This is a genomic window from Streptomyces sp. NPDC091649 (assembly GCF_044756785.1).
Classification (GTDB): domain Bacteria; phylum Actinomycetota; class Actinomycetes; order Streptomycetales; family Streptomycetaceae; genus Streptomyces.
This window is the reverse complement of sequence record NZ_JBIVTR010000014.1, coordinates 90547-110402: the sequence shown is the minus strand read 5'-3', so window position 1 is coordinate 110402 and position 19856 is coordinate 90547. Positions and strand designations below refer to the sequence as shown.

The 19856-nt window shown below is 72.5% G+C and carries 19 protein-coding genes and 2 pseudogenes; 8 read left to right on the top strand and 13 right to left on the bottom strand.

Features of this window, described 5'->3' with window-relative positions:
- Positions 1 to 71: 71 nt before the first annotated feature.
- The 3 genes and pseudogenes from ACIQMU_RS22840 to ACIQMU_RS22830 all read left to right on the top strand — a co-directional run.
- Positions 72 to 836 (top strand): annotated as a pseudogene (locus ACIQMU_RS22840) (ATP-binding cassette domain-containing protein); the annotation flags it as partial.
- A 135-nt stretch (positions 837 to 971) separates the two neighbouring features.
- Positions 972 to 1713 (top strand): annotated as a pseudogene (locus ACIQMU_RS22835) (ATP-binding cassette domain-containing protein); the annotation flags it as partial.
- A gap of 235 nt (positions 1714 to 1948) precedes the next feature.
- On the top strand, positions 1949 to 2479 hold the full coding sequence (locus ACIQMU_RS22830) for an AAA family ATPase (protein ID WP_402689565.1): 531 nt from the start codon (positions 1949 to 1951) through the stop codon (positions 2477 to 2479).
- A gap of 80 nt (positions 2480 to 2559) precedes the next feature.
- On the opposite strand, the gene ACIQMU_RS22825 is transcribed toward ACIQMU_RS22830, so the two are convergent.
- From ACIQMU_RS22825 to ACIQMU_RS22805, 5 genes are all read right to left on the bottom strand, one after another.
- The gene (locus ACIQMU_RS22825) at positions 2560 to 2784 is read right to left on the bottom strand and encodes a hypothetical protein (protein ID WP_161032718.1); all 225 of its coding nucleotides are present in this window, start codon (positions 2782 to 2784) and stop codon (positions 2560 to 2562) included.
- Positions 2785 to 2899: 115 nt separating this feature from the next.
- Positions 2900 to 3520 (bottom strand): hypothetical protein, encoded by a 621-nt coding sequence (locus ACIQMU_RS22820; RefSeq protein ID WP_402689564.1) that lies wholly within the window; start codon positions 3518 to 3520, stop codon positions 2900 to 2902.
- A gap of 61 nt (positions 3521 to 3581) precedes the next feature.
- On the bottom strand, positions 3582 to 4202 hold the full coding sequence (locus ACIQMU_RS22815) for an L-threonylcarbamoyladenylate synthase (protein ID WP_352242521.1): 621 nt from the start codon (positions 4200 to 4202) through the stop codon (positions 3582 to 3584).
- Positions 4203 to 4344: 142 nt separating this feature from the next.
- A complete protein-coding gene (locus tag ACIQMU_RS22810; RefSeq protein ID WP_352242522.1) occupies positions 4345 to 5361 on the bottom strand; it encodes a hemolysin family protein in 1017 nt (338 codons plus the stop codon).
- Positions 5358 to 6695: a hemolysin family protein gene (locus ACIQMU_RS22805; RefSeq protein WP_352242523.1), complete on the bottom strand. Its 1338-nt coding sequence runs from the start codon at positions 6693 to 6695 to the stop codon at positions 5358 to 5360. The genes ACIQMU_RS22810 and ACIQMU_RS22805 overlap by 4 nt, the downstream gene beginning before the upstream one ends.
- 447 nt (positions 6696 to 7142) lie before the next feature.
- Between ACIQMU_RS22805 and ACIQMU_RS22800 the strand changes: the two genes are divergently transcribed.
- Positions 7143 to 8138 carry a sporulation protein gene (locus tag ACIQMU_RS22800; protein WP_402689563.1) on the top strand — a complete coding sequence of 332 codons (996 nt, stop codon included), beginning with the start codon at positions 7143 to 7145 and terminating at the stop codon, positions 8136 to 8138.
- Positions 8139 to 8235: 97 nt separating this feature from the next.
- On the opposite strand, the gene ACIQMU_RS22795 is transcribed toward ACIQMU_RS22800, so the two are convergent.
- Both ACIQMU_RS22795 and ACIQMU_RS22790 read right to left on the bottom strand, forming a co-directional pair.
- Positions 8236 to 8622: a DUF4180 domain-containing protein gene (locus ACIQMU_RS22795; protein WP_402689562.1), complete on the bottom strand. Its 387-nt coding sequence runs from the start codon at positions 8620 to 8622 to the stop codon at positions 8236 to 8238.
- Positions 8615 to 9118 (bottom strand): helix-turn-helix domain-containing protein, encoded by a 504-nt coding sequence (locus tag ACIQMU_RS22790; RefSeq protein ID WP_402689561.1) that lies wholly within the window; start codon positions 9116 to 9118, stop codon positions 8615 to 8617. The genes ACIQMU_RS22795 and ACIQMU_RS22790 overlap by 8 nt, the downstream gene beginning before the upstream one ends.
- Before the next feature lie 202 nt (positions 9119 to 9320).
- Between ACIQMU_RS22790 and ACIQMU_RS22785 the strand changes: the two genes are divergently transcribed.
- The 3 genes from ACIQMU_RS22785 (at position 9321) to ACIQMU_RS22775 (ending at position 10707) form a co-directional block, all read left to right on the top strand.
- Entirely contained in the window at positions 9321 to 9755 is a 435-nt protein-coding gene (locus ACIQMU_RS22785; RefSeq protein WP_402689560.1) for a hypothetical protein, read from the top strand.
- 153 nt (positions 9756 to 9908) lie between these two features.
- On the top strand, positions 9909 to 10079 hold the full coding sequence (locus ACIQMU_RS22780; RefSeq protein ID WP_352242528.1) for a DUF6381 family protein: 171 nt from the start codon (positions 9909 to 9911) through the stop codon (positions 10077 to 10079).
- Between the two features lie 67 nt (positions 10080 to 10146).
- A complete protein-coding gene (locus ACIQMU_RS22775) occupies positions 10147 to 10707 on the top strand; it encodes a GNAT family N-acetyltransferase (RefSeq protein WP_352242529.1) in 561 nt (186 codons plus the stop codon).
- Between the two features lie 224 nt (positions 10708 to 10931).
- Here the strand turns inward: ACIQMU_RS22775 and ACIQMU_RS22770 are convergent, their stop codons facing one another.
- Positions 10932 to 11675 (bottom strand): transporter substrate-binding domain-containing protein, encoded by a 744-nt coding sequence (locus ACIQMU_RS22770; protein ID WP_352242530.1) that lies wholly within the window; start codon positions 11673 to 11675, stop codon positions 10932 to 10934.
- 107 nt (positions 11676 to 11782) lie between these two features.
- Entirely contained in the window at positions 11783 to 12295 is a 513-nt protein-coding gene (locus ACIQMU_RS22765; protein ID WP_402689559.1) for a DinB family protein, read from the bottom strand.
- Positions 12296 to 12581: 286 nt separating this feature from the next.
- Between ACIQMU_RS22765 and ACIQMU_RS22760 the strand changes: the two genes are divergently transcribed.
- Positions 12582 to 13568 carry a hydroxyacid dehydrogenase gene (locus ACIQMU_RS22760; protein ID WP_402689591.1) on the top strand — a complete coding sequence of 329 codons (987 nt, stop codon included), beginning with the start codon at positions 12582 to 12584 and terminating at the stop codon, positions 13566 to 13568.
- Positions 13569 to 13622: 54 nt separating this feature from the next.
- Here the strand turns inward: ACIQMU_RS22760 and ACIQMU_RS22755 are convergent, their stop codons facing one another.
- The 4 genes from ACIQMU_RS22755 to ACIQMU_RS22740 all read right to left on the bottom strand — a co-directional run bounded on the left by ACIQMU_RS22755 (position 13623) and on the right by ACIQMU_RS22740 (position 19772).
- Positions 13623 to 14492: a class II fructose-bisphosphate aldolase gene (locus ACIQMU_RS22755; RefSeq protein ID WP_352242533.1), complete on the bottom strand. Its 870-nt coding sequence runs from the start codon at positions 14490 to 14492 to the stop codon at positions 13623 to 13625.
- A 231-nt stretch (positions 14493 to 14723) separates the two neighbouring features.
- Positions 14724 to 15611 carry an SIS domain-containing protein gene (locus ACIQMU_RS22750; RefSeq protein WP_356725891.1) on the bottom strand — a complete coding sequence of 296 codons (888 nt, stop codon included), beginning with the start codon at positions 15609 to 15611 and terminating at the stop codon, positions 14724 to 14726.
- A 187-nt stretch (positions 15612 to 15798) separates the two neighbouring features.
- Positions 15799 to 18645, bottom strand: a complete 2847-nt coding sequence (locus tag ACIQMU_RS22745; RefSeq protein WP_402689558.1) for a hypothetical protein — start codon at positions 18643 to 18645, stop codon at positions 15799 to 15801.
- Entirely contained in the window at positions 18642 to 19772 is a 1131-nt protein-coding gene (locus tag ACIQMU_RS22740) for an AAA family ATPase (protein WP_352242536.1), read from the bottom strand. The genes ACIQMU_RS22745 and ACIQMU_RS22740 overlap by 4 nt, the downstream gene beginning before the upstream one ends.
- Positions 19773 to 19856 lie beyond the last annotated feature (84 nt).

Here is a 19856-nt window from a genome sequence, read left to right as displayed (position 1 = left end):
CGTTGCGCATCTGAGGTCTGCGATCATCGCGCGGTACGGCCCAGCCCGTACACGGTCACGACGTTGTCGGCATGTCTGCCGCCCGTGACTTCCGCGTGGATGCGACCTCGGTGCTGAGCCGTCCCTCACCTTCGCAGGGCAGTTCTCTCCACCCTTTCCGGCCGCCCGGCCGGGTCGCCGCGTGCTGTTCGCAAACGAAGCCCTCTGTTCCTCACGCTTCCGACTGCGAGAACACCATGAGCCATCCCACCGCGCCCAACGCCTCCATGGCAGCCTCCGACCTCACCTTCCGGTGGCCCGACGGCACCGGTCTCTTCGACGGGCTCTCCCTCACCTTCCCGCCCGGCCGTACCGGTCTGGCCGGGAACAACGGAGCCGGCAAGTCGACCCTGTTGCACCTGTTCGCCGGGCTTCTGCGCCCCTCCGCGGGGTCCGTCACCGTCGGCGGGCACGTCGCCCACCTGCCCCAGAACATCACCCTGGACACCGCCCTGCGCGTCGACGCGGCTCTCGGGATCGCCGAACGCCGGGCCGCCCTGCGCGCCATCGAGTCCGGAGACGTACGGGAGGAGCACTTCGAGACGGTCGGCGACGACTGGGACGTCGAGGAACGCGCCCTGGCGACCCTCGGCTCCCTCGGGCTCGGTTCCGTCGAACTGGACCGCACCGTAGGGCAGTTGTCCGGCGGTGAAACCGTCCTGCTGCGCCTGGCCGCCCTGCTCCTGCAACGCCCGGACGTCCTCCTGCTCGACGAGCCGACCAACAACCTGGACCTGTTCGCCCGCCGCAGGCTCTACGACGCCGTCGACTCCTGGCGCACCGGGATCCTGATCGTCGTCAGCCACGACCGGGACCTGCTGGAGCGGGTCGACCGCATTGCCGAACTGCGGTCGGGCTCCGTCAGCTGGTACGGGGGCGGCTGGTCCGCGTACCAGGAGGCCCTCGCCACCCAGCAGGAGGCCGCCGGGCGGATGCTGCGCGCCGCCGACGCCGATGTACGCCGCCAGCAGCGCGAACTGGAGGAGACCCGGACCAAGGTGGCCCGCCGACGGCGCCACGACAAGAAGCTGGACGCGCAGCGGCGCGCCCCGCGCATCGTCGCCGGGGAACGCAAGCGCTCCGCCCAGGAGTCCGGGGACCGGCTGCGCGGGCTGCACGAGGACCGCCTCGACGAGGCCCGCGAACGCAGGGAGCAGGCCGCCGGAGCCATCCGCCAGGACGCCGAGATCAAGGTGAGTCTCCCCCACACCGCGGTACCCGCCGGCCGCACCGTCCTGACCGTACGGGACCTGAGCCTCCCCCACGGATCGCTGCGCGAGGGCAGCCTCCAGGTGAAGGGGCCCGAACGCCTCGCCCTGGTCGGCCGCAACGGGGCCGGCAAGACGACCCTCCTGCGCACGCTCACCGGGGAACTCGCGCCGAGTGCGGGAGAGGCCACAACCGCGGTGCCGCTGAAGTTCCTTCCGCAGCGGCTGGACGTCCTCGACGACGCGCTGAGCGTCGCCGACAACGTCGCCCGCACCGCTCCCGGCACCACCGACAACCAGATCCGTTCCCAGCTCGCCCGGTTCCTCTTCAAGGGGGCCCGCGCGGAGCAGCCGGCGGGCACCCTCTCGGGCGGCGAACGCTTCCGGGCCGCGCTCGCGGCGACGATGCTCGCCGCCCCCGCCCCGCAACTGCTCCTGCTGGACGAACCGACGAACAATCTCGACGCGGCCAGTGTGCGGCAGCTGACGAGCGCCTTGGAGTCCTACGAGGGCGCCCTCGTCATCGCCGGCCACGACCTGCCGTTCCTGGAGTCCGTGGGCGTCACCCGCTGGATCCTTGTGGACGACACCTTGCGCGAGACCGACGTCGAAGAGGTCCGCGAACTGTTCGGCAGCCCGGACCCCACCCCGGCGGGCACAGCATGACGCGGAAGGCCGATGAGAAGGAGGAGGAGATCCGTATGGGCGTTGACCCCGGCCCCTGTGTCGTACTGATCACCGGAGTGATGGCAGCGGGGAAGTCGACCGTCGCCCAGCTCCTGGCGGAGAGCCTGCCGCGCGCGGTCCACGTGCGCGGCGACGTCTTCCGCCGCATGATCGTCTCCGGCCGCGCGGAGATGACGCCCGACGCGGCCGAGGAGGCGCGGAGCCAGCTCGACCTGCGCCAGCGCATCTCGGCACAGGTGGCCGACGCCTACGCGGAAGACGGATGGACGGCCGTCGTCCAGGACATCGTCCTCGGCGACGACCTGCCCCGCTACGTCCGCAGAGTCCGCACCCGCCCGCTGCACGTCGTCGTGCTCGCCCCCTCGCCCCGGACCGTGCGCGAGAGGGAGGAAGCGCGGGGAAAGCCGGGGTACGGGGAGTGGACGGTGGAAGCGTTCGACGCGCACCTGCGGAGCGGCACGCCGCGTATCGGCCGGTGGCTGGACACATCCGGCCAGACGCCCGAGGAGACGGTTTCGGCCATCCTCGACGGCCTGCGCGGCTGAGCCGGAGATGCGGGGACCGCCGGGCCGGGGTGAACGCGGGCGCGCCGGCGGGGTCGGGGGAGGCGGGGAGGCGCGGTCTCTCAGGCCGCCTCGTAGTGGTGGGCCCGCCCGCCCCGCCACTCCACCCAGACCGGGTTGTCCAGAATCCGGTCCGCTTCTTCGAGGCCGGCCTCGCTCAGGAACACGATCACATCGTGGTCACTGTGGGCCAGCCCGAGTATTTCGTCCCGGCCTTCGTAGTGCACGGTCACCCGGCGGCCGCCCGAGGGCGTCGGACGGTGGATGACGATCGGGGGATTTGCCATGGGTCCACCCTGCGACGCGCGCCGCCCGCTCGCATCCCCGGCCGGTTCCCTCCGCGAGTGAGCCGCGTCCGGTCCGGGAAAGGCCCCCGCCCCCGTCCGGACGCGGCGCAGATCCTCATCGCGTGCCGGGTCCGAGTTCCACCGTTGTGGTGACGCGCACCAGGGACGGGCTGCGCGGGGCGGAGCCGAAACCGAACGCGACGGGCGGGGAGAGCCGGGCGAGTGTTCCCAGGCTCACCCCGTCCAGCACGGCTTCGGCGTCCACGACCGGCCACAGCCCCCGCGCCCCGTACCACTCCCGCCGCCCCGGACCCGCACGGCCCAGCGTGCGTACGCCGGGCATCAGCAGCCGGGCCGGAACGTCGCACAGCGCGGCCCAGAGCGGGCTGCGGGCGAAGGAGGCCGGAACGGCGGACAGCAGCAGCCCGAAGGCGGACCGGCGTCCCGTACGCAGGCGCAGGCGCAGCGGCCCCGCCTCGACGAGCCAGGTGTCGCCGGCGACGGTGACGGTCACGGGGGCCACCTCGGTCCGGTCGAAGCGGTAGGTGGCGGCGACGAAGTCCGCGACCTGCCGGGACGGAGCCAGCAGGACGCGTTCGCCGTCGGGCCGCTCGACCATGACGTCGCTGAAAGCTCCGAAAGGCGAACGCGGCCAGTGTCCGACCACCAGCCGGGTGCCCGAGGAGGTCCCCACACCGGCGATCCAGCCGTCGAAACGCAGTCGCTCATCCGTCACGCCCGCCAGTCTCCCCCGCCGCGGGCGGCGGGGGAGCGCCGACGAGCCGGTGCCGTACGGGCTATTCGAAGCGGGAGGCGTCCCCGGCCCCGCGGCGCACGATCTCCGGCTCGTCGCCGGAGAAGTCGATGACGGTGGTCGGCTCGGTGCCGCAGTCGCCCGAGTCGATGACGGCGTCCACCTGGTGATCGAGCCGTTCCTTGATCTCCCAGCCCTGCGTCAGCGGCTCCTCCTCGTCCGGCAGCAGGAGGGTGCTGGAGAGGAGCGGCTCGCCGAGTTCGGCGACCAGCGCCTGCGTCACGACGTGGTCGGGGATGCGCACGCCGACCGTCTTCTTCTTCGGGTGCAGCAACTGGCGGGGCACCTCCTTCGTCGCCGGGAGGATGAAGGTGTAGCTGCCCGGCGTCGCCGCCTTGACCGCCCGGAACACGTCGTTGTCCACGCGGACGAACTGCGCCAGCTGCGCGAAGTCGTGGCACACCAGCGTGAAGTGGTGCTTGTCGTCGAGGTCGCGGATCGACCGGATCCGGCCGAGGGCGTCACGGTTGCCCAACTGGCAGCCCAGGGCGTAGCACGAGTCGGTCGGGTACGCGACGAGCGCACCGGACCGGATGCTGTCGACCACCGTGCCGATGGTGCGGGGCTGGGGATTCGCGGGGTGCACGTCGAAGTACTTGGCCATCCGCCGAGCTTACGCGCTCGGGCGGGACCGGCGGGGCGGCGCCGACCGGGCGGGCCGCCGCATCGGGAGCGCGAGAGGCGGCCCGTCGGGCGACGGGCCGCCTCTCCTTCCGCTCGGCGCGGTGGCGCACCGCAGGGGCCGGTCAGACCGCGGCGGCCCCCACCAGCTCATCCAGTACGTCCTCCATGGTCACGAAGCCGATGACGGTGCCCTTGTCCCCGGCGACCGCCGCGAGATGCGTACCGGCGGCGCGCATCGCGGTGAGGGTGTCGTCGAGCGGGGTGTCGATCTCGACCCGGATGACGGGGTGGAGGGCGCTCGTGGGCAGCGCCTTGGTGCGCTCCGCCACGCCGAGGGCGTCCTTGATGTGGAAGTAGCCCAGCAGTCCGTCGTCGGGTCCGGTGACCGGCAGCCGGGAGAATCCCGAGTCGACCGCGGCCCGCTCCAGACCCTGCGGGGTGATGCCCAGCTCGATGGTGACGGTCCGGTTCAGCGGGACCATCACCTCGCCGACCGGCCGGGTCCCCAGCTCCAGCGCGTCCCGCAGACGCTCGCCGTCGGCCGGGGCGAGGAGCCCGGCTTCGCTGGAGTCCTTCACCAGCCGTACGAGCTCGTCGTCGGTGAACACCGAGGCGACCTCGTCCTTGGGGTCGACCTTGAGCAGCCGCAGCAGCATGTTGGCGAAGGCGTTGATGCCGAAGATGACCGGCCGCAGCGCCCGCGTCAGGCCCACCAGGGACGGGCCCAGCGCCAGCGCGGTGGCGACGGGGGCCGCCAGCGCGATGTTCTTCGGAATCATCTCGCCGATGAGCATGTGCAGATAGGTCGCCAGCGTCAGGGCGATCACGAAGGCGATCGGGTGGACCAGCGCCTCGGGTACGCCGACCGCGTCGAACGGCGGCTCCAGCAGGTGGGCGATGGCCGGCTCCGCGACGGCGCCCAGCACCAGGGAGGAGATGGTGATGCCGAGCTGCGCGGTGGCCATGGCCGCCGACAGGTGTTCGAGGCCCCACAGGGCGCTCTTGGCACGTCGGCTGCCCTGCATGGCCTGCGGTTCGATCTGACTGCGCCGGACCGAGATGAGGGCGAATTCCGCGCCCACGAAGAACGCGTTGGTGAGCAGTGTGAGCGCGCCGATGGCGAGCTGGATGGCGGTCATCGGGCGTCCTCCTCCACGAGGGCCGGCACCGGTGCGGGTGCGCTGATGCGGACCCGGTCGGCCCGGTGGTGCTCGATGTCGAGCACGTCGAACTGCCAGCCGCCGACCTCCACCCGGTCGGTACGGACCGGAATGCGGGCCAGTTGGTTGGCGAGCAGGCCGGCGAGCGTCTCGTAGGGGCCTTCCGGCGCGCGGAAGCCGATCCGGTCGAGCTGGTCCAGCCGGATGCTGCCCTCGGCCTCCCAGACCGGGCGCCCGTCGCCGAGCGGCTCGGCCGGCGCCAGGTCGGGGCGCTCGTGCGGGTCGTGCTCGTCGCGGACCTCGCCGACGACCTCCTCGACGATGTCCTCGACGGTGGCGACCCCCGCCGTACCGCCGTACTCGTCGATCACCACCGCCATCGTCCGGTGCTTGCGCAGCTGCGCAAGCAGCCGGTCCACGGGCAGCGAGTCGGGGACGAGGAGCGGCTCGGTGGCCAGCGCCGTGACCGGGGTGCGGGCCCGCTCGGACTCGTCCAGGGCGAGGACGTCGCGGATGTGGACCGTGCCGATGACCTCGTCCAGGCTGTGGCGGTAGACCGGGAAGCGGGACAGACCGGTGGCCAGCGTGAGATTGGCGGCGTCGGCGGCACTGGCGTGCGATTCCAGGGCCCGGACGTCGACGCGCGGCGTCATCACGTTCTCCGCTGACAGCTCCGCCAGGTGCAGGGTGCGGACGAACAGCTCGGCCGAGTCCTGTTCGATGGCGCCCTGACGGGCGGAGTGCTGGGCCAGTGCGATCAGTTCCTGCGGCGTGCGGGCGGAGGCCAGCTCCTCGGCCGGCTCCAGGCCCAGCCGCCGCACGGCACGGTTGGCGGTGTTGTTGAGGTGCCGGATCAGCGGCGCGAAGGCGGCCGTGAACGCTCGCTGCGGGGTCGAGACGACCTTGGCGACCGCGAGCGGGCTGGAGATCGCCCAGTTCTTCGGGACCAGCTCGCCGATGACCATGAGGACCACGGTGGAGGCGGCCACGCCGAGGAGGGTGGCGACCGTGGACACGGCCCCGGCCGGAAGCCCGGCGCTCGTCAGGGGGCCGCGCAGCAGCACCGCGAGGGACGGCTCGGCCAGCATGCCGATGACCAGGGAGGTCACGGTGATGCCCAGCTGTGCGCCGGAGAGCTGGAACGTGAGCCGCTTGGCGGCCTTGAGCGCGCTCTCGGCGCCGCGCTCTCCGGCCTGCGCGGCACGTTCCAGCTCGCCGCGCTCGATGGTCGTCAGCGAGAACTCGGCCGCGACGAACACCGCGCAGGCCAGTGTCAGCGCGAGGGCGAGGAGGAGCAGGGCCACTTCGCTCACCGTGTCACCTCCGTTCCCTGGTGTGCGGGGTCGGGGATGACACGGTTCGTACTGGGAGGCTCACCCATTGCGGTGCCGCAGCTCCTTCTCTGTTCGGGTCGTCGGTGTCGACGGTGGAAGACGGGTTGAACCCGCCTCATAGATAGTAAAGGGAACGCAAAGCAAAAGGGAGTGGCGAGTGTCACACGCGGTGGCGCCCGCCGGGCCGCCCCGCGGGATGTTCCGGAGTCGCCCGCCCGGAGCGGCTCCGGAGTGCCGGATGCGATGGCGCCGGCGGCGGTGACGGGTGCGCGTCCCGGGAACTCGACCGTGCGCGGGATGGCCGGAACTGTGCGTAGGAGGCGCGCGGGTGGGAAACGCTCTCCTTCCCGGGAGTCCGGGGAGGTCCCGCCCGGCGAGGCGGCCACCTCCTCGGTCGCCCATCCACGAAAGGAGCGGACGCCGCACATGGTGTTCAAGAAGTTGCTCGGAGCACTCGGGGTCGGCGGCCCCTCGGTCGACACCGTTCTGGAGTCCGGCCCCGCCCTGCCCGGCGGCCCACTCACCGGTGAGGTCCGCCTGCGGGGCGGCGGGGCCGACGTGTCGGTCGACCGGATCTCGCTTCTCCTCGTCGCCCGGGTCGAGCGGGAGGACCGGGCGGAGGAGGACGAGGGCACGGTCGTCCTGGAACGCTTCACCGTCGGCGGCGGATTCCCGCTGGCGGAGGGCGCCGAACACACCGTGCCGTTCTCCGTCGCCCTGCCGTGGGAGACGCCGGTCACCGAACTCCGGGGCCAGCCGCTGGGCCCGGTGCTGGGCATCCGGACGGAGCTGGAGATCGCGGGCGCCCGGGACAAGGGCGACCTCGACGGACTCCGGGTGGGCCCGCTGCCCGCGCAGGAGGCGATCCTGGAGGCACTCGGCCGGCTCGGCTACGTCTTCAGGTCCGCGGACCTGGAGCTGGGGCACATCCGGGGGACCGGCCAGCAGCTGCCCTGCTACCAGGAGATCGAGATCCTCCCGCCGGCCGGCCACGCGCACGCCGTGAACGAGATCGAAGTGACCTTCATCGCCGCGCCGGGCGGTCTGGAGGTCGTGATCGAGGCGGACAAGCGCGCCGGGCTCCTCTCCGAGGGCCACGACACGGTCCACCGCTTCACCGCCTCCCACCACGCGGCCCCGCAGACCGACTGGGACGCCCAGGTCGACGCGTGGCTGAAGGAGGTCATCGCCAGCCACGGGGGGCACGGCTCTCCGTCCCCGTACGGAGACCACCACGGCGGACACCGGGGGGAACCGCACCGCTCGGGCCCGGGCGCGGGTGCGGTGGCCGCCGGGGCCGCGGCGGGCGTGGCCGTCGGCGTGGGCGGCGGCATGATCGCCGCCGAAGTCGTCGACGAGATCGGCGACGCCTTCGAGGACGAGGCGGGCGACGAGGACGCGGAGGGCGGCGACGAGGGCTGACGTCCTCGGCTCGGCGCGACGGGCGGAGTGCGCCGGACCGGGCCGTCGGCCGTGGCGGACCGGGCCGGCGGCCGAAGCGCTCCGGCCCGTGCCGGGCTCAGCCGGCCGCCCGTCCCGTCCCGTCCGGACCCAGCCGGGCGACGAGCGCGTCCATATCCGGGACGAACCAGACGTCCCGGCCCCGGTTCGCCTCGCGGACGAGGTCGGGCAGGGCCGAACTGGCCGCCAGATGACGGCCGATGTCCCCGACGACGACCAGCCGCAGCCGGTAGTTGGCGAACTTCTGCAGGATGGCTCCGGCGAGGCCGGTGCTCAGGTCGAAGAAGCGGTCGTCCAGGCGGGTGGACGGCACCGCGACCACCTCCGCGCCGGAGAACGCGGCACCGATCAGATGGTCCATCGCGTCCTGGACGCCGGCGATGGCCGCGCCGTCGTTCTCGCACACCAGGACCGGGACACCGCGGTGCTCGACGATGTCAGGCACGGTCCGCCGCCTGCCCGCCCGTGGACGAGGAGCGCGCGGAGGCGAACAGGCCGCTGTCCGGGTCCAGCAGGTCCTCGATCATATGCAGCAGGTCCGCGGTGGCGGCGGCACCGCCGAGAACGACGATCTTCATTCGGCTTCGCTCCTCGTCGTAGAACGTCTGGACGCGCAGCGGGTCCGGCGTGTCCCGCGCGGACTGCGCGCCCGCCGTGGCGAACGTCATCAGCCGGTGTGCGGCGTCCGGACCGAGCGCGTCGATCTGCACGATGCCGGACACCTCGACGCGTCCCGGCGCGGGCGCGGCAGCCGGGGCCGTCCCGTCGGCGGGCCGGTGGGTGAGAGCCGCGAGGTCTTCCTTGCTGACGCGGTACTGCCTGCCGATCCGGACAGCCCTGAGCCGGCCGTCGCGGACGTAGTTCCTGACGGTCCGCACGTGCAGGCCCAGCAGCTCGGCCACCTCGCCGACCGAGTAGAGTTCCCGCTCGTCATTCCCCATGACTCCGTAACTTACTCCAAACGACTCTCGTGTTGCCCATGAATGGAAAAAGAGGGTAGCCAAGGGAGTTCCGCGGTAGCCGACCGCCCGTTTCGGACCTGCTCGGCGGGTGCGACGCGGCGTCGGGGAGCAAGGTGGACAAGGAACGGCGCGCCCCCGGACAAGTGGACAACGAACGGCGCACACCCGGACAAGGAGTCTTATGAACCCCGGATCCCGGCCGCCCGACCCGCGGCATCAGCGGCCCGAAGGCGTCACCGGCACGACGGTCGAGGCTCTCGGGGCGCTTTCGAAGGCACTGGAGACCGCCGAGCGTGCCCGCGGCGCCCTCTACGACTTCCACCAGCTCACCGGGAGCGCCGACCTCGCCCTCGACGACGCCGTGCGCCTTCTCCGCGCCGCGGGGCACGGCCCGGAGGCCGACGAGGTCGAACAGGAGGTCCTCGGCCGCAACGTCATTCCCGGACACTGGACGTTCCAGATCGTCGAGGAGTACAACGCCACCTACTACGACGTGTTCCGGACGATCGAACGGCGGATCAGACAGGAGCTCGCCGAGGGCCGGGACCACCTCTACGAGGCCGAGATGAAGGCGGCCCGGCGCACCGAGGGGCATCCCGACCACACCGCCGACTGACGGGCGCCCTCCGCCCCCCGCTCTCCGCGCCCGCCGCCTGTCACCGAACGTGACCATCCGAGATGCGGGCGGGACCGACTCCGGTGACGCTGGGGCTCCGGTCCCGCACGCAACGTCGGTTGCCGACGGGCGGCCGACGACGGAGGGCACCCCATGAACCTGTACGACAGCCCGGTGGAGCGAGCCCGCCGCACCCGCGAGCGCGCCGAGGAACTGGGGCGCGCCGCCGACCGCGCAACAGACCCCGAGCACCGCCGGCGGCTGCGGGAGAAGGCCCTGCGACTGCTGCGCGAGGAACCGGCGGCCGATTCCCGCCCCTCGTAGGGAATCTCGCCGGTGGGCGGCCGCAGCGATTGCCCGCAGGGCCGCCGCCCGGGTAGCGTCGCGCGCCGTGACCCCGATCCTGCGCACCGAGAGGCTCCTGCTGGAGCCGTACGTCCCCGACGACGAAGAGGACTTTGTCGCCCTGTTCCAGGACACCGACGTGTCCCGGTGGATGGGCGACGGCCCTTCCTCCGAAGCGGAGGACCGCGCTCTCTTCGGGCGGGTCTTCAGCAAGGTCTACGCCCAGGACCTGTTCGCCGTCTGGGCCGTCCGCCGCGACGGACTCCTGGTCGGGCACGCCGAGATCAAGCGGACCGACACCGTCAACGGCCATGAGATCATCTACGCCTTGGCGCCCGCGGCGTGGGGGGCCGGTCTGGGGACCGAGCTGGCACGTGCCGTCATCGCCCACGGCTTCGGCACCCTCGGTCTGACGGAGGTGCATGCCACCGTCGCCGCCGAGAACACCGCCTCGCTGACCCTGCTGCGCAGAATCGGCTTCGAGCAGGTGAGGGACATCGAGGAGGACGACGGAAGCACGACCCGCGTGCTGACGCTCCGCCGGGGCGCAGTAACCGGCCTCCACCCGGCGGATGCACCTCACACCGGGCGGCCCGACGCGTCCTGATCCCTCGCGGAGACCGAACGTTCCCCCGTCGGCGGCGCCCGACCTCACAGCAGCGCAGGCGCCCGGCCTGCCCGCGAGCACGGGCGGCCGGCATCGAGGGCCGCACGTCGGTATCGGGCACAGCGAGGAGCCTGGCGAACGGGGCCTCCCGGCGCCCCATCGGCCGACCCGGGCGCCGGCCCCCCACCGTCGCCGCCCGGAACGGTCGGCCGCCCGGAGAGTCCTCAGCCGGCGGGCGCCACGATCGCCCCCTCGACGCCGTGGCGCTCCAGGGCGTCGGCGACGAAACCGCCCGCCCTCATCTCCTCCACGAACGACGCCAGCACCTCCTGCGCCTGAGCTCCTCGCCCGGCCGGTATCCCCATGGCCTGCCGGATCACCATGAACCGCCCCGGCAGCACCCGTACGCCCTCGGCCTTCGCGGCCTCCTCCTCCAGCAACCGCCGGATTCCGGCGGCCACCTCCACCTCGCCCGCCCGCAGGGCCGCGAGCGCGCGGGGGGCGCCCTCCAGCCGTACGATCCCGGCGCGGCGGATCTCGCGGGTGAGGAAGAGGTCGTACGCCGAGCCGGCGCCGACCGAGATCCGGGTGCCCTCCTGGTCGACCTGGCCGTTCTCGGAGATCGGGGACCGTTCCGGCACGAGGTAGCCGCCCTCGATGAGGACATAGGGGGCGGTGAACCGCAGCCCCTCGCCCCGGGCGGGATCGACCGCGAAGAAGCCGATGTCCGCCCGCTCGGTCCGCACCGCCTCCACCGACAACGCGGCCCTCTCGAAGGCCACCGGTTCGACGGGCACCCCGAGCCGCTGCCCGAACTCCCGGGCGAGGTCGACGGAGACCCCGGCCGGCGCGCCGGACGCCGGATCCCGATGGGCCAGGACCGGATTGCCCAGGTTGATCGAGGCACGCAGGGTCCCGGAGGGCGCGAACACCCGGGCAAGGGCGGAAGACGTCGGCCGTTGAGTCATGGCGCCGAGTCTACGAGCGGCGGTTCCGCCGCGACCGACGGGCGTACAGGACCGGTTCCGTCGTGGCCTCGGCCCCTGCCGTCCCCGGCCGACCCCGGCCCGCGCCCTCAGGCCCCCACCGTTCCGTCCACACCTTCCCGCAGCAGGTCCGCGTGACCGTTGTGGCGGCCGTACTCCAGCAGGACGTGCACCATGACCATCCGCAGCGAGACGTCCTTCTCCCACCGCGGCTGGCGCCCCGTCACCTCCAGGGAAGCCGCCTCCCGCTCGATCCGGCGCGAGGTCTCCACCTCCGCCTCCCAGGCGGGGAAGGACTCGGCGCGGGTGGAGGCGCTCGCGTCGTACGCCGCCTGGAAGTCGAAGTGCCGCTTCGCCCACACCATCGGCACCGCTGGGTCCTCGAACACCCTGCGGAACCAGGCGCGTTCCACCTCCGCCAGGTGCCGTACCAGAGCAAGCAGCGACAAGGTGGACGGCGGCATCGACCGCTCGCGCAACTCCTCGTCGCTCAGCCCCGCGCACTTCATGGCCAGGGTCTCCCGCTGGTAGTCCAGAAAGGCCCGCAGGGTCTCGCGCTCGCTCCCCAGCAGAGGTGGCCCGATCCTGTCGTCGTTCGCCATGATGATGTTCCCCTGTCCGTGTGCCGGCCGACAGTATGACCGGCCCGTGTCCGAGTCCGGCCGGGGAGGCGGGCTCCCCGGCCGGGCCTCTTGGATGGTGAGCCGGAATGACCGTCAGCAGCCGCGGTTCCCCCGCTGACCGTCATCGGCCGCCTCGTGGCCGTCATCCCCCTGATCGCCGCTTTCCACCGCCTCCAGCGCTTCTGGCGCTCGGGCCTCACCGAAGGAGCCGCAAGTGAGCCACTCCGTCCCGACCGCCCGGCCCCGCCCCCGCACCGTCCTGGCGATGAGCGGCGAGACCCGCGCGGCCGTCCTCACCCCCGAAGCCCTGGACCGGCTCGGCGGCGTCGCCGACCTCGTTCCCGGCCTTCTCGTCACCGACTTCGGCGCCGACGACCCCGCCCAGCGCGCCGGCCTCCGCGAGGCCGAGGTCCTGTTCACCGGCTGGGGCTGCCCGCTCCTCGACCCGGCGGCCCTGAGCGCGATGCCCCGGCTGCGCGCGGTGGTCCACGCTGCCGGATCCGTCAAGCACCACATCACCCAGGGTGTCTGGGACCGCGGCATCGTCGTCAGCACCGCAGCGACGGCCAACGCCTTCCCGGTCGCCGAGTACACGGTCGCGGCGATCCTCTTCGCCAACAAGCGCGTCCTGGAGAGCGCCCGCGTCTACCGCGAAAAACGCTCCCGCGTGAACCTCTTCGACCGATTCCCCGACGCGGGCAACTACCGTCGCACCGTGGGCATCGTCGGCGCCTCCCGCATCGGACGCCGCGTCGTCGAACTGCTGCGTCCCCACGATCTGCGCCTCCTGGTCCACGACCCGTATCTGGACGAGGCGGACGCCCGGGCCCTGGGCGTGGAGCGCTCCGATCTCGACGCCCTGGTGGCGGAGAGCGACGTCGTGAGCGTCCACGCTCCCGCGCTGCCGGAGACCCGGCACCTCCTCGACGGCCCAGCCCTCGCGCTCATGCGGGACGGGGCGACCCTCGTCAACACCGCGCGGGGCTCTCTGGTGGACACCGACGCGCTCGTGAAGGAACTGGTCACCGGACGCCTGAACGCCGTGCTCGACCACACGGAACCGGAGGTCCTGCCACCCGACTCGCCCCTCTACGACCTGCCGAACGTACTCCTCACCCCGCACATCGCCGGGTCGCAGGGCGGAGAGCTCCACCGGCTCGCGGACGCCGCCGTGGACGAGCTGGAACGCTACGCGCGGGGACTGCCCTTCGCCCACCCCGTGGACGCCCGAACCCTGCACCAGCACGCCTGACTCCGAGCCCGTGGACCCGTCCCGTCCGGTGCGCCGGGACGCCCCGGCTCACCCTCACGCGGCGTCGGGACGGCCCGCGGGCAGCACCGCGATCATCCGGGCCACCGTACGGGCCATCGCGTCCCGGCCGTCCCCCAGATAGCGGCGCGGGTCCACGCCCCGGTCGTCCCCGGCCAGCCGCTCCCGTATCGCGCCGGTCATCGCGATGTTGAGCGCGGTGCCGATGTTGACCTTGCGGATCCCGCCCGCCACGGCGCGGGCCAGCTCCTCGTCGGAGGCGCCGGACGAACCGTGCAGCACCAGCGGAACCGGTACGGCCTCCCGCAGTCTGCCCAGCAGACCGTGGTCGATGACGGCGTCCCGCGAGGTCATGGCGTGGGAGGTGCCGACCGCGACGGCCAGCGCGTCGACCCCGGTGGCCGCGACGAACGACCGTGCCTCGCCGGGGTCCGTCCGGGCCCCCGGCGCGTGGGCGTTGAGCGGCGGCTCTCCGTTCTTCCCGCCGACCTGCCCCAGCTCGGCCTCCAGCCACAGGCCCCGCTCGTGCGCCCATACGACGGCGGCGCGGGTGGTGGCCAGGTTCTCCGTGTACGGCAGTCGGGCGGCGTCGAACATCGCCGAACTGAAACCGCAGTCCGCCGCCCGGTGCAGCAGCTCGGTCGACTGCACATGGTCGAGATGCAGGGAGACGGGGACGGCGGCCTGGTCCGCCACCTCCGCCGCGGCGCGCGCGAGGGGCCGCGGGCGGCCCCGGTGGTAGGCGACGGCGTTCTCGCTGATCTGCAGGATCACCGGCGACCCCGCCGCCTCCGCGCCCTCGGCGACGGCCTCCGCGTGTTCCAGGGTGATGACGTTGAACGCGGCGACCGCACGGTGCTGTGCGGCGGCCTCGGCGATCAGATCGCCGGTGGCGGCGATGGGCATGGCGACTCCGGGGTGAGGGACCGGCGGGCGGTAGAGGGCGACGGCCGGGGCCGTGCGGTCGTGGCACGGGACGGATGCGTGCCGCTGCCCGGCCTGTGCGCTGCTCTTCCGGAGCCGCGCCGGGCCGGGCCGGGCGGAACCGGCCCGGCAGGTCCGGGCTGAGCTGCGCAGGACCGCGCTCAGCCCGCCCGGACCGAGCCGGACCGGGCGGCACAGGCCGGACCCGGAGCCTCAGCCCGTGCTGCTGAGGATGACCGAACGGGTGAGGTGGCGCGGCCGGTCGGGGTCGAGACCGCGGGTGTCCGCGACGGCCAGCGCCAGACGCTGGACCCGGACCAGCTCCGCCAGCGGGTCGAGACCGCCGGCCACCCACCGGGCGCCGGTCGCGTGGACCTCGTCCATCAGCCCGGACGGAGCGTCGCCGAGCATCCAGGTCGCGGTGGAGCGGGTGGAGATGCTGATCGGGCCGTGCCGGTACTCCATCGCCGGGTACGCCTCCGTCCAGGCGAGCGCGGCCTCGCGCATCTTCAACGCCGCCTCGTTGGCGAGCCCTACGCTCCACCCCTGACCGAGGAAGGTGAACTGGTCGCACTCCACCAGTCCGGCGGGCAGCGGTTCGGTGAGCGCCACCTGCGCGTCCTCGACGACCGCGTCGGTGTGCAGGCCCAGGTGGGCGCGGAGCAGGGTCAGCGCCGAGGTCGCGAAGCGGGTCTGCACGACCGACTTCTCGTCGGCGAACTCGAGGACGATCGTGTCGTCGGCCATCGTCGCCATCGGGGAGCCGGGGTCGCCGATGACCACCGTGCGGCGGGTCGTGTCCCCGACCTGCCCGAGGAGCCCGAGCACCTCCGTCGTGGTGCCGGAGCGGCTCAGCGCCACGATCCGGTCGTAGGAGCGGCCGGCCGGGAACTCCGAAGCGGCGAAGGCGTCGGTTTCTCCTTGCCCGCTGCCCTCCCGGAGCGCCGCGTACGCCTGGGCCATGAAGTACGACGTGCCGCAGCCGACCACCGCGATGCGCTCGCCGGTCGCCGGCAGCCGGTGGGCGAGCCCGTCGGCCATACCGGCGGCCACCTGCCAGCAGTGGGGCTGGCTGGCCAGCTCCTGAGCCACGTGCGTCATCTGTGCTCCCTGTCCCCGAGGCGATCAATGCTCGAAGCTGCATATTAGGCAAGCATTTCAAGCAATATCAAGCAGGCGGGTGCGATGTTCGCACGCCGTGCACGGCTCCCCCTCCCGCACCCGCCTGCCGTCCCGCACCCGCCTTCCTCCCGCCGGACGCCGCCTCGCCGGCTGGTCTGCTCGCCCGTCACCCGCCTCTCGCGAGCAGCGACTCCCACGCCGCCGCGGTGTCCGGGTGCTGTGCCATCAGGGCAGCGCCCGCCGGGCCCGCTTCGGGGGCGGACCACTCGCCGTCGCAGCCGAGCAGTTCCGCGTACGCGTCGAGCGCCTCCGGGTGGGTGAGGAGAAGGGCGGTGCCGCGGCTTCCGCCGGCCGCCCGCGCGCGGCCGGCGTCCGGTGCGCCCTCCGCCGTCGCAGCACGCCACGGCGGCACCCACGCGTCCAGCGCCGCGAGGCGGGCCGGGAAGATCCGGCCCGCCTCACGGATCAGCAGCGGGGCCAGGTCCGCCGCTCCGGCGCGCAGCGTCGTGATCAAGGTCGGCAGCCACGGCAGCAGAACCGGATCCGGCAGCCGCCCGAAGGCGTTCGACACGGCCTCCACCACCACGTCCGCCAACCCCGGCACCGGCACCAACGCGTGCACGAAGCCGCTGAGATAGCGCGGATAGGCGGGCACCAGCATCGGATTCGCCAGCAGTTCACCGCAGCGCTCCCGCAACTCGGCCCGGGACAGGACGCCGAGCTGCACCCGGGCCGCCCACAAAAGCGCCGTCCTCTCCGGATCCGTGGGGCGCGACTGCGCGACGGCCAGCTCCAACTGGGTGCGGTCGCAGCCCAGGGACAGCGCCAGACTCTCCATGCTGAACAGGAAGCCCAGCATCGCCGCCACCTGCCCCACCGTCGCGTCCTCGTCCGTGAACGCCGTCGGCAGCAAGGTGCAGTAGTGCGCGTAACCGGCCTTGACGAACGACTCCACCCACCACGGCAGCGCGGGCTCACCGGTCCGGTAGTAGGCCAGCAGCCCCCGCACCCGGCGCAGCACCTCCGGCGCCCCGTCCACGGTGCGTTCGGCGGCGAGGACTTCCAGGGCGCGGGCCCCCAGCTCATCGGCGAGACGCCTGCTGCCGAGGTACAGCGTCGCGTCCTCGACAGCGGCGAGGACGACCGCCGTCGTCGCCCGCGCCCCGTACGCTTCGCGGCGCAGCCGTTGTTCCAGGACCTGCTCGATGCTCACGCCCTCGTACCCGAGCTCGATGAGCGCCCGCTGGTGAGTGCCCAGCGCCAGGTCCCACGACTCCTGGATCGAACGCTCGCCGAGCTTCCGCTCACCCATGATCGGCCGGGCCGCGCCGTGCGGCAGCAGACGGCGAAGGATCCACAGCACGTCGGAGCACGCCCCCAGCTCCGGACGTGCGTGCACGTCCAGCAGGGCACGCTGCACGCCACGCTGCTGCAACTTCAACTCCAGCGGCGCGAGCCGGTCGTGCACATCGCGCGCCAGTGGCGGCAGCGCGTCGTAGCCGACCCGGCCGACCCGGTCGCCGCCCATCATGATCTCGACGAGACGGCGCACATCCCGCCGGCCCGGCACCGTGTCCTTCTCGATGCAGGTGATCGCCGCGTCCTGGAAGTCGTACGGCGTGGGCTTGGCCCGGTCCCGTACTCCGGCGAGCAGGATCGACGTCTCGAACACCGCGATGGCGTCGGCGGTGGACGCCTGGAAGCCGGCGCGCCGGGCCGCGCGCACGACGTCCACCGACCAGCCCAGCAGCTCGGCCTCGTCGAGCGCGTCGAGGACCGGCGGCCGGCGCAGGAAACCGGAGAGCCGGTCCGCGGCGTGCTCCGAGGCCGGGGGGACGGCCGCCGCGGTCTTCCTCGGCGCCGCCTTCTTCGCGGCCCGGGACTTCTTCGCACCGTCCTGCCCCGCCAGCCGGTACGGCCGCACCCGGGTCCGCTCAAGATTCTTCGCCCACTGCGACGCGGCGATCGACACCGATCCGGAAGCCAGCCCGAACTGAGCCTCGATCGCCGCGTGACTGGACGGGATGAGCCCGTGTCGCCAGGTCGTGGCGGAGCGCGGGGTGATCGCGAACGACCCGCTGCCCGCCACCCCGAACTCCTCCACCCGGCTGGCCGCGTGGAAGGCGCCGCACACATACAGGCAGTCCTCCGGATCCGCCCCGCTCGACGCCAGGTGTTCGCGCATCCGGGTCCACATGAACCGCTCGCGGTCCTCGTCCACCCGGACACGGTCCCCGTCGCCGGGAGCGAGCCTCCGGAACAGGCTGCCGATGAGGAACATGACCTGGCGGTAGGTGTCGTGGTCGCTGTCGCCGAGCGGCACCTCGACGTACTGGTGCCACCACTCCGACCAGTGCCGCACCTTGCCGTGGCGCAGCAGATGCTCCTCCAGCTCGGCGAAGCGGGGCCGCAGGTCGCCGATCTCCACGCCGACCGCCTCACCGTGCATCCCGGCTTCGGGCTCCGATGGCTCCGCCGCGGGACCGGAGGCGCTCTCCGAGGGGTGCTCTCCGGGGCGGCTGTCCCACTGGAAGACGTGGTCCGACGACCGGTCGACGAGGACCAGCTCGACGCCCGGCGTGTCGAGGGCGTACGCGATGACCTGATACTCGGCGGACGCCTCGGTGACCGGGGCGACGACCGACAGCGGGGCCCACTCCGCGGGAAACCCGTCGACGTCGCTCGCGAACGCCTGGACCGCCACCGGCAGGCGGCAGTTGCGCAGCTCGCCGAGGAGCGGTGCCATGTCCTCGCACAGCTCCAGATACACGACCTTGGGCTGCTTCTCGCGCAGCCGGCGGGCCATGGCGAGGGCGGATGCGGGCGAGTGGTGGCAGACGGGGAAGATCTCCAGCGGCTCGCGCACCGCCCGTTCGACGTCGTCGACCATGCCGAGAAGGATGCCCTCCAGTGCGTCCGGGCCGCCGGCGAAGGCGGTGGCGGCCTTGTGCAGCTGCCCGCGCAGAGCGGTGAACGGCGTCTCCCCGGAGCCCTTCGTGGGGGACCCGCTCATGACAGCCTGGCGATCGTGTCGCGGCCGCCGTCCAGGAACTCCGGCCACGGGCCGCCCTCCTGCTTGCTGCGCGGCTCGATGACACCGTGCAGATACTTGTTGAAGATGGCGAGATCCTCGGGGTCCCTCCGGGCGAGGGAACCGACGAGAGAGGAGGCGAGGGCCCGGGCGGTCAGCGTGCTCTCACCGAAGAAGTTGCCGTGCAGGACGGCGTCCTCCAGCACGCCGATCTGCTCCGCCGTCGACAACGCGGACTCCAGCTTCTCGTCGTCGCTGCCCGCCGCCGCGGCGGAGGCCCGCAGATCGGCGAAGCTCTGGAGAAGGATGTCGAGCAGGGTAGGCGGCACGTCCAGGTCGATCGCGTGGCGGCGCAGCAGTTCCTCGGTGCGGAAACGGACGATCTCCGCCTCGCTCTTCCTGTTCGTCACGACCGGGATGCGCACGAAGTTGAAGCGCCGCTTCAGCGCCGACGACAGGTCGTTGACGCCACGGTCGCGGCTGTTGGCGGTCGCGATGATCGAGAACCCGGGTTTGGCGAAGACGATGTTGTCGCCCGCGTCCGTGCCGTCGCTCTGCAACTCGGGGACCGAGATGTACTTCTCCGAGAGGATCGAGATCAACGCGTCCTGGACGTCACTGGTGGAACGCGTCAGTTCCTCGAAGCGGCCGATGGCCCCCGTCTCCATCGCGGTCATGATCGGCGACGGGATCATCGACTCCCGCGACTGTCCCTTGGCGATGACCATGGACACGTTCCACGCGTACTTGATGTGGTCCTCGGTCGTGCCGGCCGTGCCCTGCACCACCAGGGTGGAGTTGCGGGAGATCGCGGCGGACAGCAGCTCCGCCAGCCAGCTCTTGCCCGTGCCGGGGTCTCCTATCAGCAGCAGGCCGCGGTCGGAGGCGAGGGTGACGATCGAGCGCTCGACGAAACTCCGGTCGCCGAACCACTTCTGCGAGATCTCCCGGTCCAGGCCGTCGGCGCGTTCGGACCCCAGGATGAACAGGCGGACCATTTTCGGCGACAGCCGCCAGGAGAACGGTTTGGGGCTGTCGTCGATCGACTCCAGCCAGTCGAGCTCCTCCGCGTACTTGGTCTCGGCGGGGGCGCGCAACACGTCGGACATCAGCTGGCCTTTCTGCACAGGCGGGAAAGTGAGGAAGAGGAAGAGGGGAGAGGGAGAGGGAGGTGGAGAAGGAGGAGACCGAGG